Source organism: Pseudomonadales bacterium (assembly GCA_013215025.1).
In the GTDB taxonomy this organism is placed as follows: domain Bacteria; phylum Pseudomonadota; class Gammaproteobacteria; order Pseudomonadales; family DT-91; genus DT-91.
On the sequence record JABSRR010000027.1, the window covers coordinates 1 to 15,373 of the forward strand.

The 15,373-nt window shown below is 47.5% G+C and carries 16 protein-coding genes; 10 read left to right on the forward strand and 6 right to left on the reverse strand.

Annotation, left to right across the window (positions count from 1 at the left end):
* The 10 genes from dprA to HRU21_03625 form a co-directional block, all read left to right on the forward strand.
* The coding region (gene dprA, locus HRU21_03580; GenBank protein NRA41371.1) for a DNA-protecting protein DprA at window positions 1-950 on the forward strand (950 nt) is incomplete at its 5' end.
* Window positions 951-997: 47 nt separating this feature from the next.
* On the forward strand, window positions 998-1,546 hold the full coding sequence (locus HRU21_03585) for a Sua5/YciO/YrdC/YwlC family protein (GenBank protein ID NRA41372.1): 549 nt from the start codon (window positions 998-1,000) through the stop codon (window positions 1,544-1,546).
* 16 nt (window positions 1,547-1,562) lie between these two features.
* Window positions 1,563-2,471 (forward strand): oxygen-dependent coproporphyrinogen oxidase, encoded by a 909-nt coding sequence (gene hemF, locus HRU21_03590; protein ID NRA41373.1) that lies wholly within the window; start codon window positions 1,563-1,565, stop codon window positions 2,469-2,471.
* Between the two features lies 1 nt (window position 2,472).
* Window positions 2,473-3,297, forward strand: coding sequence for a shikimate dehydrogenase (gene aroE / locus HRU21_03595; protein NRA41374.1), 825 nt, complete (start codon window positions 2,473-2,475; stop codon window positions 3,295-3,297).
* Window positions 3,297-4,373 carry a DUF481 domain-containing protein gene (locus tag HRU21_03600; GenBank protein NRA41375.1) on the forward strand — a complete coding sequence of 359 codons (1,077 nt, stop codon included), beginning with the start codon at window positions 3,297-3,299 and terminating at the stop codon, window positions 4,371-4,373. The genes aroE and HRU21_03600 overlap by 1 nt, the downstream gene beginning before the upstream one ends.
* Window positions 4,374-4,449: 76 nt before the next feature.
* Window positions 4,450-6,747 (forward strand): MMPL family transporter, encoded by a 2,298-nt coding sequence (locus tag HRU21_03605; GenBank protein NRA41376.1) that lies wholly within the window; start codon window positions 4,450-4,452, stop codon window positions 6,745-6,747.
* Between the two features lie 49 nt (window positions 6,748-6,796).
* Window positions 6,797-7,669, forward strand: a complete 873-nt coding sequence (locus tag HRU21_03610) for an SDR family oxidoreductase (GenBank protein NRA41377.1) — start codon at window positions 6,797-6,799, stop codon at window positions 7,667-7,669.
* The gene (locus HRU21_03615) at window positions 7,656-8,057 is read left to right on the forward strand and encodes a hypothetical protein (GenBank protein ID NRA41378.1); all 402 of its coding nucleotides are present in this window, start codon (window positions 7,656-7,658) and stop codon (window positions 8,055-8,057) included. Before HRU21_03610 ends, HRU21_03615 begins: the two co-directional genes overlap by 14 nt.
* Window positions 8,058-8,135: 78 nt before the next feature.
* Window positions 8,136-8,417, forward strand: coding sequence for a DUF427 domain-containing protein (locus tag HRU21_03620; protein NRA41379.1), 282 nt, complete (start codon window positions 8,136-8,138; stop codon window positions 8,415-8,417).
* 101 nt (window positions 8,418-8,518) lie between these two features.
* Window positions 8,519-8,854, forward strand: a complete 336-nt coding sequence (locus HRU21_03625; protein NRA41380.1) for an MliC family protein — start codon at window positions 8,519-8,521, stop codon at window positions 8,852-8,854.
* Between the two features lie 12 nt (window positions 8,855-8,866).
* Here HRU21_03625 and HRU21_03630 read toward each other — a convergent pair whose 3' ends face one another.
* The 6 genes from HRU21_03630 to HRU21_03655 form a co-directional block, all read right to left on the reverse strand.
* On the reverse strand, window positions 8,867-9,859 hold the full coding sequence (locus HRU21_03630) for a CoA ester lyase (protein ID NRA41381.1): 993 nt from the start codon (window positions 9,857-9,859) through the stop codon (window positions 8,867-8,869).
* A gap of 30 nt (window positions 9,860-9,889) precedes the next feature.
* Window positions 9,890-10,960 (reverse strand): MaoC family dehydratase, encoded by a 1,071-nt coding sequence (locus HRU21_03635; GenBank protein ID NRA41382.1) that lies wholly within the window; start codon window positions 10,958-10,960, stop codon window positions 9,890-9,892.
* Between the two features lie 7 nt (window positions 10,961-10,967).
* Window positions 10,968-11,837, reverse strand: a complete 870-nt coding sequence (locus HRU21_03640; GenBank protein ID NRA41383.1) for a CoA ester lyase — start codon at window positions 11,835-11,837, stop codon at window positions 10,968-10,970.
* A 42-nt stretch (window positions 11,838-11,879) separates the two neighbouring features.
* Complete coding sequence (locus HRU21_03645) at window positions 11,880-13,526, reverse strand: acyl-CoA synthetase (protein NRA41384.1); 1,647 nt, start codon at window positions 13,524-13,526, stop codon at window positions 11,880-11,882.
* Between the two features lie 2 nt (window positions 13,527-13,528).
* A complete protein-coding gene (locus HRU21_03650) occupies window positions 13,529-14,650 on the reverse strand; it encodes an aldolase (GenBank protein ID NRA41385.1) in 1,122 nt (373 codons plus the stop codon).
* 69 nt (window positions 14,651-14,719) lie between these two features.
* Window positions 14,720-15,373: acyl-CoA dehydrogenase C-terminal domain-containing protein (locus HRU21_03655; GenBank protein NRA41386.1), on the reverse strand; the 654-nt coding region annotated here is incomplete at its 5' end.

A 15,373-nucleotide genomic window follows, 5' to 3' on the forward strand; every position in this document is an offset into this window, starting at 1 on the left:
CCGTTGTCGAGCAAATTTTAGCTATCCAATGCAAACGCTCTTCACACCCAATCGTGATCGAAGTTCAGCAGCAAAGAGAACGCTGCGCACAACAAGGTATCGCGATAATACCTATCTTCGACAGAAGATATCCTAAGCCGTTAAGGCATATTCACCATCCACCTCTGGTATTGTATGTAAAGGGGGATGTTAACGCCCTAAATAAGCCCTTGCTTGCCATCGTTGGCGCACGCAAGGCAAGCCAGGCAGCTCAGCAACATGCTTACAATTTTGCACATCAGCTTGCACAGGCTGGCTTAGTCATTTGCAGCGGTCTTGCCGTTGGCGTTGATAGCTGCGCGCACCTTGGTGCACTGGCGGCTAAGCAGCAAACGGTGGCCGTCATGGCGCATGGTCTTGACCACATCTACCCTCGCTCCAATGCCAAGCTATTTGAGCAGGCCTTTCAGCAAGGTGCTTGCATATCGGAATTTGCCCCTGGCATCACGCCTAGACGTGAGTTCTTTCCAAGGCGCAACCGACTTATCAGCGGTTTGAGCCTTGGTGTATGCATTATCGAGGCCGCCCGCAATAGTGGCTCACTAATCACAGCGCGCTGCGCTATAGAGCAAAACCGCGAGCTATTTGCGCTGCCGAGTAGCATCAGCGATGCTAAGGCGGCAGGCTGCCATTACTTGATTCAGCAGGGTGCTAATTTAGTCACCAGCACCGAGGATATTCTGCAGCACTTAAACATTGCGCTCAGCATGAATGTCGTCGATAAACAGCCATCGGCAAACTTAAACCCAGAGCTGCTAAAAATGCTGAGTGAGATGCCTTATCAAGCCACCCACTTTGATACCTTGTCGACTCAATTCCAGTTGCCCACCGAACAGCTTTCAGCGCAGTTAATGCAGCTTGAGATGGCGGGTGAGATTTGTCATGAACACAGCTTGTTTTGGCGCATCTAGTTCGAGGATACTTTGGTGCGGTGAATTGAATCGCGTATAATTACCCGATGTCATTATCAGTCTCTCAATCAGCACTTTGTTTGCAACAAGGCGGCGTTCTGGCCTACCCTACTGAAGCCGTTTGGGGTTTAGGCTGCGATCCCTTTAATCAGCGGGCGTTTGAAACAATCCTGCAGTTGAAACGTCGCGACCCAGCCAAAGGCGTGATTGTGCTATTTGCTAACTATGCGCAGCTGGCGCCTTATCTAAGCTCGCCGATTCAGATAGAGCAAGGCCCGCGGGTAACGAGCTATCTGGTTAATATAAAGCCTGGGGCAATGCCAAGCTGGATCATGGGTCAGCACGCTAAGCTAGCCGTTCGCATCTGCGAACATCAGCTGGTGCAACAATTAATCCACCAAAGCGGCACACCATTAGTTTCAACCTCATTGAACCCGCAGGGCAAGCAACCTGCCAAACACGCTTTTCAAGTTTGGCGCTATTTTCGTGCGGCGCTGCAGCAGAAACAATTACAGATATGCCAAGGCAGCGTTGGCAATGAGCTGCGCCCTAGCCGTATAATTGACGCCGAAAGCCAGCGTATCTTAAGGCACTAAATAACCAGGAATATTTATGACTGACGTCAACATCGACCATGTCAAAACCTATCTACTTTCACTACAGCAATCAATTTGTCAACAATTGCAGAGCTTTGATGGCGCAGCACAATTCGAAACCGATCAGTGGGATCGCCCCGAAGGTGGCGGCGGTATAAGCCGAGTCATTCGCAACGGTCGTATATTTGAAAAAGGCGGCGTCAATTTTTCCCATGTGTTTGGCGAGGATATGCCTGCATCAGCCACCGCGCACCGACCCGAGCTAGCTGGTCGCAGCTTTCAAGCCATGGGCGTATCGTTAGTGATGCACCCCGATAATCCAAAAATTCCTACTGCGCATGCTAATGTTCGCTTTTTTATCGCAGAAAAACCCGATGCCGAACCTGTTTGGTGGTTTGGTGGTGGCTATGATTTAACCCCGTATTACTTATACGAAGAAGATGCCAAGCACTGGCATCAAACCGCCAAACAGGCCTGCGAGCCTTTTGGCGCTGAATATTATCCTCGTTATAAGCAATGGTGCGACGAATATTTTTTTCTTAAGCATCGACAAGAAGCGCGTGGTCTAGGTGGGTTATTTTTTGATGACTTTAATGATTTAGGCTTTGAGCAGTCCTTCGCTTTCATGCAGTCTGTAGGTAACAGCTTTGTTAAAGCGTATATGCCGATTGTTGAGCGCCGGCAAAATCAAGCGTTCAGCGAAGCACACAAACAATACCAGCTGTATCGACGTGGCCGCTATGTTGAGTTCAACTTAGTATTTGACCGCGGCACACTATTTGGACTGCAATCCGGCGGCCGCACCGAATCGATCCTGATGTCGCTGCCACCTACCGTAAAATGGGACTATCAATGGCAGGTAGCAGAGAATAGTGAGGAAGCTAAACTGTTAGCGGCCCTGCAAACACCTAGAGAATGGGTTTAATATGACACAGCGCTATGCCGTATTTGGCAACCCAATCGCACACAGTAAGTCGCCCGATATACACACGGCCTTTGCCGCAGAAACGGCTCAGGCAATGCAATACAGTAAACAGCTGGTGCCGCTTGATGGCTTTGACGATGCTTGCACGGCATTTTTTGAATCAGGTGGCAGGGGACTCAACATTACTGTGCCATTTAAATTAGAAGCTTACCAATATGCTAACGCATTGACTAAACGCGCACGCCAAGCGGGCGCGGTAAATACGCTGATTGCGCAAGCCGATGGCTCAATCCTCGGCGACAACACCGATGGCCAAGGCATTATACAAGACATGATGAGCAATCATGGCTGGCAAATCAAGCAGCGCAACGTGGTGATTCTGGGGGCTGGCGGTGCAGTTCGCGGCATTCTCGGCCCGCTAATCGAGCAGCAGCCGAAACGCATCCTCATTGCCAATCGCACCCCAAGCAAGGCAAAACAGCTAGCTACCGCTTTTGGCCACTCAGTCGACATCGAAGGCTTGGGCTTTGAAGAACTGCCTTGGCATGCTGCAGATATTATTATCAATGGCACTTCGGCAAGCTTATCCGATGAATTACCACCTGTACCGAAGGCGATCGTCGGTCCTAATAGCTGCTGCTACGATATGATGTATGGTAAACAGCTCACCGTATTTCTTGCATGGGCCTCTGAACTTGGCAGCAGCCAACTAGCTGACGGCCTCGGTATGTTGGTTGAACAAGCCGCCGAGTCGTTTTACCAGTGGCGTCAACAGCGGCCCAATACGGTTGACGTGATCCGCCAGCTCCGCGAAGAGATGCGCTAATGCTTAAATTTGCACAAACATCTTTGGTACTAACGTTAACACTCATTATGGCCATTCTAGCTGCTCCAGCTTACGCACAAAGCTTTGAACCTCCCGTTGCTGAACAGGAAAACTGGGACTGGGTACAGTTAGTCTCTGGTGAGTGGCTAAAGGGCGATATCATCGCTATGTATGAAGAAGAGATGGAATTTGAATCCGATGTGCTCGATACCTTGATGATTGATTGGGAAGATGTGCAGCAGTTGCGCTCGGCTGGGCCGATGGCAATCAGGCTGAACGGCCAAACTGATCGAGAGGGCCGCCTACTGATTAATGGCGATGAGGGCAGCATTGCTGGCGAGCCTTTTTTAGTTAGCCAGATCATGACCATTACCCCGGGCGGGCCGCAAGAGAGATTACACTGGTCAGTGCAGTATCAGCTTGGCGCAACCTATCGTGAAGGCAACTCTGACCAATATGACCTGAATACAAAACTAGAAGTGCAGCGGCGAACGATTGCCAACCGCTTCGTCTTCGACTACAGCGCTAACTATACCGAAAATGACGATATCACAACCGCCGATAACCGCCGCTCTTCAGCCGCCTGGGATTTTTTCCTCAGTGAGAGAATCTTCTTGCGACCGGTGTTTGGTGAATATCTCAGCGATAATTTTCAAAACATTGCCTACAAGTACAATATTGGTACCGGCCTTGGTTACCAGCTGATCGACCGACCGTCATTAGAGTGGCGCATTATCATGGGCCCTGCTTACCAAGAAACTCGCTTTAATAGCGTTAGCGATGACGATGACAAACGTGAAAGCACTCCAGCTTGGGTTGTGACCTCTAATATCTCATGGGACTTCAACAAAGATATTGAGCTATATCACGACTATAATGCGAATTTCGTGAATGATCGCTCTGGCCGCTACACCCACTTTATGACCACCGGCATTAATCTCGACATTACCAGCTTAGTGGATCTCGATCTCTCACTAGTTTGGGAGCGCACTGAGCTGCCTAAAGCCAATGATGATGGCGTTATTCCGGAACAAGACGACTATCGTTTTATCGTCGCTTTTGGCCTCGACCTGTAAATCCTAAACAGTCTGTCACTCGATAGCGGCGCGGGATTGGGCTAGGATGATTGCTTTTTAAGCCAGTCTAGCCATTATGTTTTCAGCCGACGCCTTTATCGCTTTTATTTATCGCTGCCGTTTTCTTCTCGCACTTAGCTCAATAGCGCTGGTCGTTTTTTCCGTGCTGGGTCTGCAGCACTTCAGCTTTGACGCCTCGCCGCGCAGCTATTTTAAACCCGGGCACCCGCCATTTGAGCGCTTTGCTGCCTACGAAGAAACCTACGGCCGAGACTTTCGCATTGTGATGATGCTATCGGCCAAGCAAGACAATATGTTTCGCGCTGATCACCTGCAGGCGATTATCGATGCCACGGAACAGGCATGGTTAATGACTGGGGTGCGTCGTGTCGACAGCGTTAGCAATTATCAACACACCTTTACTGACGATGACGAGCTAATCGTTGAAGACTTATTCCCGCAGGCAGTTTTGCAGCAACCACAGCAGCTATTGCAACGGCAAGCCATTGCGCTTAACGATGCGAGCCTTCGCAACCGACTGATCTCACCCGACGGCAAACATGCAGCCATCATTATGTCGTTAAATGTTGATGCCGATGCGCGAGATCTGCACAACGCCGTGATTGAGCAAAGCTACGCCTTAGAAGCGCAGCTAGAGCAGCAATACCCTGATATTTATATCAGTCAAACCGGCAATCTGATGTCAAATTACCACAATATCTTGATTGCGATTCAAGATGTTTCATTAATGATGCCGTTAATGTTTGCCTTAATGTTCATACTGATTGGCGGCTTGTTAAAAAGTGTTTACTCGGTACTCGTTTCCTTAATTGTTGCGATGCTAGGCGGCATTAGCGCCTTAGGACTTGGCGCATGGTTCGGCATTGAATACTCAATGCTAGCCATTAACGCCTTGATTATCAGCATTACCATTACCGTTGCCCACTGCATTCATATTTTCACCCAATTATTTGTTGAGCTGCGCGAACATGCAAAAGCACAGGCCATCCAGCGCAGCTTATCGATCAATTTATTCGCCGTATCCATGACCAGTCTTACCACCATGGTAGGCTTTTTGAGTTTAAACTTTAATGACTTACCGCCGGCAGTTGCCCTGGGTAATGCGGCAGCGATTGGTACGTTTTTATCCTGGCTATTTTCACTCACGCTATTGCCATGTTTAGTCAGTATTTTACCGTTTAAGGCACACCGCAGCAGCGAGAATCGGCTGGAAAACCTAATGCTTGCTCTGGGTGACTGGGTAATTGCGCATCAGCGCAAAGTGCTACTAGTTATGGTCTTCGCAACGATCGCGGCGGTATTTTTAAGCTTTAGGAATCAGCTGAATGATCGCTTTAGTGAGATGATTCACGAGCCACATATTTTTCGCAGCGATACTAACAATATTGATCAGCACTTTGGCGCACTATACACCGCCAATTATGATCTTGACGCCGGCGAAGCCTATGGCATTGCCGAGCCAGCATACCTGATGCATTTGGATCGATTTGCCGAGTTCTTGCGCGCACAGCCAGAAATTAAAAGCGTCTACAGCTTTGCCGATGTGGTGAAACGCCTAAATCAAACCATGCATAACGGTGACCCGCAATTTTATCGCATTCCAGAAAATCGCGCCTTGATTGCGCAATATATTCTCATGTATGAAATGTCGTTGCCGTTTGGGCTCGACTTAAATGATCAACTCACACTCGATAAATCCCGCTCACGGTTAGTCATATCGATGCCGTCAATCGATACTCAGCAGCTGATTGCGATCGAACAACGCATCAATGCCTGGCAGGCCGAAAACTTACCAAGCAATATGCAGCATCTCGGCGCGTCGATGAGCATTATTTGGGCGCACTTAAGTGAGGACAGCCTAAGCAGTTCGCTTAAAGGCTCAGTGGTCGCTCTTACCATTATTTCGATGATTTTACTGCTGGTGCTGCGCTCTGTACGTTACGGCGTTATTAGTCTCATCCCTAATTTAATGCCCGCCGCGTTCGGCTTTGCCGCCTGGTATATCTATAAAGGCGAAATAGGCTTAGGGCTTACCTGCGTGGTTATCATTACTATCGGAATCGTGGTTGATGATACCGTGCATTTCTTATCAAAATATAAAAAAGCGCTGCATCAAAATCACTTTAACAGTGAAGCCGCGATTCGCTCTACTTTCAAGCAAGTTGGTCCAGCACTGGTAATTACCACCTTGGTACTGTCGTCAGGGTTCTGGATTTTATCGCTGTCAAAAATTGTTGCCAACAGCGCATTAGGCGGCGTCACTGCAATGATTTTAATCGCCGCTTTTGTGCTCGACGTGTTATTACTGCCCGCACTTTTATTAGAAATCGACAAAGCTAAAAATAAACTTTAAGCTTGTCGTTAGCGATGCATACGCAATAACAATAAACAAGGAGCAGCTTATGGCAAAGACCGCAGTGATTACCGGCGGCGCTGGCGGCATAGGTATGGCAATCGCAACAGCGCTATTAGACGAGCAAGTTAGCGTGGCGCTGGTTGATATTGACAGTCAAGCCCTAGCCAAGGCGAAGCAGCAGCTAAGCACCCTCAGCAGCACCAATGTAAGCAGCACCGAGAACAGCAACACTAGCAGCAAGCCAAGTATTAGCACACACTGCGCTGATGTCAGTGATGCAGCCGCAATGCAGGCATTGGTTGATGCGGTCATTGCTGAGCATGGGCAAGTGGATTACTTGTTTAATAACGCGGGGCTAACCATCACGCGTGCATTCAAAAGTTATCAGTTGGAGCATTGGCAAAAAATTATTGGGGTAAATCTCTGGTCAGTTATATATAGCAGTCATTATTTTTTGCCTGCGTTAGAGAAAACCCAGGGCAGCATTATCAATATCTCAAGCCTTGCCGGCTTCTTGGGTCTGCCATATCAAGCCGGCTATAGCTTAACCAAAAGTGCGGTTCGCAGCTTAAGCGAAAGCCTATATGCCGAACTTAAGCATAGCGGCGTGCATGTAATGTGCGTGCACCCTGGCGCAGTTCGCACCGCCATCATTGAAAAGGCGATTGAAGACTCGGATAACCCCAAATTGACACAGCAGCTGGCCAAACTCACTGCAAAAACTGCGATTGAGCCTGAGCTGTTAGCAAAAAAAATTATCCGTGCGGTAAAACGCAAAAAACAGCGTCTGGTCGTGGGCCTTGATGCCCATGCGGTTGAGATATTAAAACGACTAATGCCTTCGATGCTGCATTCGCTGTTTGCACAACTCTTTGCACGCACCATGGCAAAACAAACCTCAGCTGATGTCCAGAAATAGCCAGCATTATAAGCAACTGACCGTGTATCTGCTGAGCGTCGGTTTTTTTGCCGCGGGGCTGATGCACTTCATCTATGACAGCGAGCTGGCTCGGATTACCCCGCTGCCGTATGCGCTTGAACTGGTCTGGCTGACGGGTCTGATGGAATTTGGCTTTGCGCTTTACTTATTGCAAAACAAACAGCACCCATTAACCGGCCTGTTGATCGCCTGCTTTTTATTGGCGGTGCTGCCGGCCAATATTTATATGGCGCTTGAGCGCATCCCAATGTTCGGCAAAACCCTACCTGACTGGGCAGCATGGTTACGGGTAGCCATGCAGCTGCCATTAATTGCGCTAGTGCTTTGGGCCACTCATCGCCCTGCGGTTGTTCAGCGTATGCAATAAAAGCAGATCTGAGTTTGCACATGCTATTAGCTTTTTAGCACACAAGTTAAAGATGGCTGCATCAACTGGAGGCTTAATATGCAAGCAATATGGCAAGATACCGTCATCGCTCAAAGCGACAATACCGTGGTGGTCGAAGGAAATCACTATTTTCCTGCCGCCGACGTAAATATGCAGTATTTTTCAGCGTCAGCAACAACCAGCAGCTGTGGCTGGAAAGGCACGGCCAATTATTATGATATTCAGGTTCAAGATCATCACAACCCTGATGCTGCATGGTATTATGCCGAGCCTAAGCCTCGGGCAGCGCATATCAAAGGATATGTGGCGTTTTGGAAAGGCGTTACCGTGTCTGAGTAAGCGTTACCGTGTCTGAGTAAGCACTGTTGTCAGCTGTGAAGCTACTGTAAAAAGCACGCTGCTTAGCCAAAGCTGCAGACCCTTAGAAAAGGACTTTATCAATGCATAATCGCCTTTGGCGTAATCGAATAAAATCGCTAGCCATGCTTGCTGTGCCGATTGTATTTATTGCCTGCCAGCAAGCTCAGCAACAGTCTACAGGCCCAGCTTGGATTGATTACAGCTGTGATAATGGCGCGCTGTTGCAGCTGCAGTTTGATCCACAGCAGCAAACTGCAAGCATGATGTATCAATCCCAGCGCTACAGCCTGCAACAAATGCGCACAGCTTCAGGCTTCGGCTATCAGAATGACTATTGGCAACTGCAAGGCAAGGGCAACAGCTTGCTAGTACAGTCGCCTAATGCAAAAGCTATGCACTGCTCTGCCAATTCATAAGCATGTTCACATTTACGCGAAAAAGCGCTGCTCTGCTTCAGCTGGAATAGGCATATTGGTAATTTTTGCTTTTTGTAGCAGCTCCCAATAGTAACGATAGGTTGCACGATCGTGCAGCTCACCTTGATACTGAATAGGACCCCAGTCTTTATCCTGCGCCGCCATAAGAATATTGGCACCATCAATCACCTCTGAGTAGTCTGGCTTCATAGCGTCAACAATCGCGGTAATTTGAGTAGGATAGATACTCCACATGCGCAAAAAACCAAATTCATTGCGCGCTCGTGAGGCATCGTCAAAGGTTTGATATGGGCTTTTCAAGTCCAAAGTGACATTGTGTGCTGGCACAATACCATTACACAGAGCCGCCGCGGTAACCTCGGTTTTCGCGCGACGCAATAGCTCATGATCAAACTGGCCGGGGCTGCGCATACAGCTAGCAGGTATAGCGCCATGATGGCCTGAAACGAAATCCATCATGCCAAAATCTAACACCTGAATCCAAGGCAGGGTTGCAATTTGATGAATATCACGTAAAGCGCCATGTGTTTCTATTAGCACGTGCACCGGAATCTCACGCGATACACCATGCGTTTCACAGCTAGTCTGCAGATATTCGATCATGCTTTTAACTTGTGCATACTCTGTTGATTTTGGCAGCGTGATATAAGCAACTTTGTCGCCGATACCTGGCACAATAATGTCGATATCTTTTTGCCAGTGCGGATGAGAAAAATCATGAATTCTAACGCCTGCCATATGATGCTTATTCGCATCACTCGACAAGACTTTCACAACCATTTCTGCATGTGCCTGCTCTTGACCCGTTGCAGCGCCATCTTCACAATCACAGGTAATGTCGAATACTGGGCCAATCTTATCTTGCATTTCTAAGGCTTTCAGAATTAATTTTTCAGAGCCGGCAAAATGCTCACAGCTTGGAATAATTGGAAACGGTTTTTCACCTGAAAAAAGGGCTTCTTTAGGGTGTGTGGCTTGGCTCATAATAAGCTCCTAACGGTTATATTATTTATGTCAGCGAGGAATCAAAACGGTATAATCTAGCGCTAACACAACGTTTTCATGATATTTTTTTGTTTCTTTATTAAAAATCTCGGGCACCGCTTCAGCAGCAATATTCTTAAGCCCCCAAGTATTTAATCTGAGTGCCGCAACGTCGGTTCTGCCTGGCAGGTCTATTTTCTCTACCACCTGGCTCAGTGCATAAATCGTATCGCCGGCAAATGTAGGTGCCAGATGACTACCGCCATTGATCGCCAAGATATTGGTAGCATTAGCTAAGCCGTTAAAGCTGAGCGCTCGACAAATAGAGATAATATGGCCGCCATAAATTAAGCGCTGCTTAAACTGACTGTTTTGCATATGCACCTGATCAAAATGAACCCGAGCATTATTTTGATACAGCTTTGTCGCCAAGGTGTGATCACTGTCATCGATAGTCATACCAACAATATGGTCAATCATCTCGCCCTCAACATAATCGTCGAAGGTATATGCGCTTCCTGAAAGCTCTAGCGAAAGTTGACTATAGTCAAGCTGCTCTGGCACCTGTAAATGCTGCAGCGCCACCTGTTCTGGCAACTCCGGCACCGAGCTTGGCACGGTGGGATGTTGCGCATCACGTTTATGCACCATCACCCAGCGATTCCATCGCAGCACCGTTTGATCATGTTGGTTACGAGCAACTGACTCAACATATACAATGCCTGACTTGCCGTTGCGGTTTTCACGTAAACCAATTACGCTTGAGCTAACCGAGATAGTATCGCCAATATATACCGGTGTGATAAAGCGAATATCGGCATAGCCCAAATTCGCCACTGCGTTCAGCGACACATCGTCGACGGTTTTGCCAAAGGCAATATGAAACAACAGTAAATCATCAACCAGAGCTGCATCATGGCCAATGCTTTGCGCCGCCTGTTGTGAGCTGGATAAGATAAATCGACTACCTGTTAGCGCGGTATAGAGTGAAGCATCGCCTGCGGTTATTGTGCGAGGCGTGGCGTGATGTAAAACTTGGCCAATGCTGAANTCCTCAAAAAAGTTGCCCTGCCCTGCCTTGCTGCTATTAGCTGTAGACATCNCTCACCTACTTACTTAACTTTTCAATATGTTGGGCTATCGATATTACCCGCTTAGCCCAAATTTGTGTGCTTGGTTCGATCAATTGGTCATCAACAACTGCTACACTTTTATTATTTGCCTCAGCCTCTTCTAAGGCAATCAATATACGTTTTGCCAATGCAATATCTTGTTCCTGTGGCGCAAACGCCTCATTATTGTAAGTTAACTGCACAGGGTGAATCACTGTCTTACCATCGAAGCCCAAATCGCGTGCTTGTCGACAAGCAAATTCACAGGCTTTGACATTTTTTAAATCCAGATGCGGGCCATCAATAATGCAAATGCCGTGTGCGCGCGCGGCTAAAATCGCCAGTGTTAAGCTCGCGATTAAGCCTAGGCGATCAATCGTATGATTTAACTTTAATTCATTAGCAAGATCGGTCGTGCCCATAACAATCGCATCAATACGGTCAGAGCAGGCAGCAATTTCTTCACTACGTAATACGCCAAGTGGACTTTCAATATTTACCATGACGTGCTTATCTTGACCGCCTGCCTCATCTAACAGACGAATATATTCACGTAAGCTATCGGCTGACTCAACGCGTGGAAACAATATCGCATCTACATCTAATTGCGCTACAGCTTGAATATCTTTTTGTCCAATGCCGTTAACCAATGGGTTTACACGAATAACTTTCTCAGAATAACCAAAGTCGCTATTTTGCAAAGACTGTTGCAGCGTGTCGCGCGCTATGTCTTTTTGCGACAGCGGCACCGATTCCTGCAAATCGAAAATTATCGAGTCGGTCGGTAGTAAACGCGCTTTTTCAATATGCTTTTCAATATGTGCAGGCACATAGAGCATGGTGCGACGTGATCGGTAAGTGTTCATAGCTTGCCTTAAGTGACTCTCATCAAAGAGTTGTTTTGCATGTTAAAGGGTTTGTAAACTGCCACTGGCAATATCTTTGACCAGCTGCTTACGAATCACCTTGTTGTTTTTAGTACGCGGAAAGTCCTGCATTAAATACACTTTTTTCGGCGCTTTATACTTTGCTAAATTAGCCTCTGCAAACTCTAATAGCGCTTCTTCTGAGACTGATTGCCCCGGCAACAAAATCACACAGAGACTAACAATAATTTTATCTTTAGCAATTTCCTCACCTAGCGCCACACACTCTGCCACAGCCTCATGTGTATTCATTACTCGCTCAATTTCATGCGGCGAAACGCGGTAACCAAAAGTATTAATAATGTCGTCGCGACGGCCCAGAAACCAAATATAACCATCGTTATCGCGCCGCGCATAATCGCCGGTAAAAAACCAACCGTCATGCTTAGCCTGCTGGGTTGCCTCTTCAAGCTGCCAATATTCTAGAAATAGCCCGGGATCATCATCAGGAATACAAATCATCCCCTCTTCATCAACGGCTACCTCCTTCAGCGCTTCATCTAACAAGGTAACATTGTGGCCAGGCTGAGGAAAACCGGCCGAGCCAGGGCGAATCGGATTAAACTTGTTCTGTGAAATATAATACGATAGTTCAGACATACCTATCGCCTCATAAACATCACGACCAAATCGTTCACGCCAGGCCATTAGCATTTCATCAGACAAATGCTCACCGGCGCTCATACAATGTTTTAAACTTGGTAAATCATCACCGCAGATGTCGGTTTTTTGAATAATTTGTCGATAAATAGTCGGCACACCAATAAAGGTTGTGCAGTCATATTGCTTGATCAGCCTTGGCCATAGCTCGGCATCGTTTTTACCCTCATAGACAATAACGGTTTTACCGTGAAACAGCGGATCCATCAACGCCGAGCCAAGCACATAGGTCCAGTTAAACTTGCCAGAGTGCAGAATACGCTCTTGACCTTGACTATTATCCTCTAAAAACTGAAACCAATATTCGCTCGCCGGCAATCGACCATAGAGCGAGCGATGGCCATGCAATACGCCTTTTGGATAGCCTGTGGTACCGGAGGTATAGACCAAATATGCCGGATCATTTGGCTCGGTTTGCGCAAGCTGCTGCAGCTCGTGCGTGCTTTGCAAGCTGTGCTCCAAATCAACTAATGTCGCGCTGCAATCAGAATTTGGCATCTCACCTGGGCCGGCTAAAAACACAATCGCTAAACCCTGATAAGACTCGATAAAACTTTTCAGCTCTGGCCACATCGACTTGGCTGTCACTAACACTTTAGCACCCGAGTCTTTAGCTAAATATTCAACCTCTGAAGCAGCCAACAGCGTTGATGTGGGCACCGCAATCGCACCCATTTTCATAGTGCCAAAAAATGCTGTTGGATAAGCTAATGAATTAGGCAAGCGCACTAATACACGATCACCAGCTGCAACATCATGATTAAGCAGGGCTTGCGCAAAGCGGCTCGAGGCTGATGCCAGCTCTGCATAGGTATATTGACTTTGCCCTAGCTGATCATCTTCAACAATCATCGCGATGCGGTCAGCATAGCCGTTTTCAAGCGCTGCATCGGTACAGGCGGCGCCAATATTTAAGGTAGCTGGCAAATTCCATTGCCAAGCGTCAGTAGCAGCAAGTGGCGTTGTCATGATCAAATAATCCCGTATGGCCAGTTTTCACGGATAACCTGCAGCGGCAACATGCGCAACACGTCCATCGCAAAGGCTTTATCATCTTTATCTAAGGCACCTAAGGCATTAGCACGTAAAAGGGTTTGCAAAGCTTTACCGAACATCGGCGGATCAAGCATTTCACCCTCAAATTTTATCGCGCCACCGTGTAGCGCATCAGCATCAATCGCCGCCTGTAAAATACGGGTATTACGAGCCACCTGTTTGGGCGAGGGTGTAAACGCCGTTTTACACAAATGTATATGAAAAGGGTGAATCACCTGCTTACCGGTTAAGCCCATCAATGCTTCTTCTTCGGCATGCTTATGCACTATCCGCGACTCTCTATCGCCATGCAGATCTAGCCAGCGTCGTACATCGTCAGGCTCAATATAATCTTCAGGCATTGGCTTTTGATTAATCAGCACCTCTACTCCGCCAATCACGCCTTTACCGGCGATGCGCGCCTCAAGCAATATCATGTGAAAATAGGTACGCAGCTCATGAATCCAGTTCTCAGGTGTTAGGTGAATAGCCATTGCCTTCGAGAAATCATGAATACCAAAAATAACATGCTTAACGGTTGGGTATTGCATGATATCGGCCGCTAACTTGAGCGACTTAGGATGCTCAAAGATTGGCTGAATACTGATTTTGGGATTTACACCAACCAACCATGCCGACAAATCGCGAATTTCAGCCGCACCATATACCTCTCCTGCCTTGGCCAATACAATCACGTCAATGTATTCAGACAAGTCACGAATCATTTTCAAATCTTCTTGATACTCTTCAGTCAGAAATGAGTTAATCCGCACGGCAATTTGAAACTTACGATCAGCAGGAAAGTTGGGCAGCTCTTGCCTTAATAAATCTCGGCTCATTGCCTTTTTTTGACAGCCATCCTCTAGGTCAAACAGCAGCGTATTAGCCGGGGTATCATGTGCACGTCGGCGCAAACGGTTTGCAGCCTCATCCATGGTCTCATAACGATCATGCTGCGTGGCGAATTTAACCGGGGGATAATACAGTTGAATGCCGGGCCAAGAGCCGCCCAGTACTTTTTGCTCATCAATGGTGGTGAGCATTTCGTCTCTATTCATAGTAGAGGACCTTATTGTATGGCCCGAGCCTGCTTAGGCTATGCTAAGCGGCTCAGCCAAGGTTAAGCATTAAACAAATGGGTTTACAGCTTCATCGAGAACGTTTTCAACGCCAGACAACATGGTTGTTTTGAGTGACTCGGTGCGTGGCAACAAGCGCTGAAAGAAGTATTGCGCGGTGTAGATTTTACTTTGGTAAAATGCCTCATCCGCATCACCCTCAGCCAAGCTTTGTGCCGCAACCGCAGCCGCTTTGGCCCAGAAATAGGCATAGGTGACATAGCCTGAATACATTAAGTAATCCACACAGGCGGCGTTAATTTCTTCCATATTGCTTAACGCCTTGGCGCCAATTTCCATGGTAATTTCGCCCCACTCCTTTACCTTAGCCTCAAGGCTTGGCAAGAAATCCGCTAATGCAGGGTTATTTTTGTTTTCCATGCAAAATTGAATAATCTCGTTAATAAAGGTAGTCAAGGTTTTACCCTGCGTGGCTAAAACTTTACGGCCAAGTAAATCCAGGGCCTGAATACCGGTTGTACCCTCGTATAACATAGCAATCCGCGCATCGCGCACATTTTGCTCCAGCCCCCACTCTTTAATAAAGCCGTGGCCGCCGAATATTTGCATGCCGAGGTTTGCCGACTCAAAGCCAACCTCTGTCATAAAGGCCTTCGCAATCGGCGTCAGCAAACCTAGCATTTCGTCATAATGCTGCTTATC

Bases quoted from the DNA above. Each gene is read 5' to 3' on its own strand.
- HRU21_03585 (NRA41372.1), top strand. From the start codon at position 998: ATGTCATTATCAGTCTCTCAATCAGCACTTTGTTTGCAACAAGGCGGC.
- hemF (NRA41373.1), top strand. From the start codon at position 1,563: ATGACTGACGTCAACATCGACCATGTCAAAACCTATCTACTTTCACTA.
- aroE (NRA41374.1), top strand. From the start codon at position 2,473: ATGACACAGCGCTATGCCGTATTTGGCAACCCAATCGCACACAGTAAG.
- HRU21_03600 (NRA41375.1), top strand. From the start codon at position 3,297: ATGCTTAAATTTGCACAAACATCTTTGGTACTAACGTTAACACTCATT.
- HRU21_03605 (NRA41376.1), top strand. From the start codon at position 4,450: ATGTTTTCAGCCGACGCCTTTATCGCTTTTATTTATCGCTGCCGTTTT.
- HRU21_03610 (NRA41377.1), top strand. From the start codon at position 6,797: ATGGCAAAGACCGCAGTGATTACCGGCGGCGCTGGCGGCATAGGTATG.
- HRU21_03615 (NRA41378.1), top strand. From the start codon at position 7,656: ATGTCCAGAAATAGCCAGCATTATAAGCAACTGACCGTGTATCTGCTG.
- HRU21_03620 (NRA41379.1), top strand. From the start codon at position 8,136: ATGCAAGCAATATGGCAAGATACCGTCATCGCTCAAAGCGACAATACC.
- HRU21_03625 (NRA41380.1), top strand. From the start codon at position 8,519: ATGCATAATCGCCTTTGGCGTAATCGAATAAAATCGCTAGCCATGCTT.
- HRU21_03630 (NRA41381.1), bottom strand. From the start codon at position 9,859: ATGAGCCAAGCCACACACCCTAAAGAAGCCCTTTTTTCAGGTGAAAAA.
- HRU21_03640 (NRA41383.1), bottom strand. From the start codon at position 11,837: ATGAACACTTACCGATCACGTCGCACCATGCTCTATGTGCCTGCACAT.
- HRU21_03645 (NRA41384.1), bottom strand. From the start codon at position 13,526: ATGACAACGCCACTTGCTGCTACTGACGCTTGGCAATGGAATTTGCCA.
- HRU21_03650 (NRA41385.1), bottom strand. From the start codon at position 14,650: ATGAATAGAGACGAAATGCTCACCACCATTGATGAGCAAAAAGTACTG.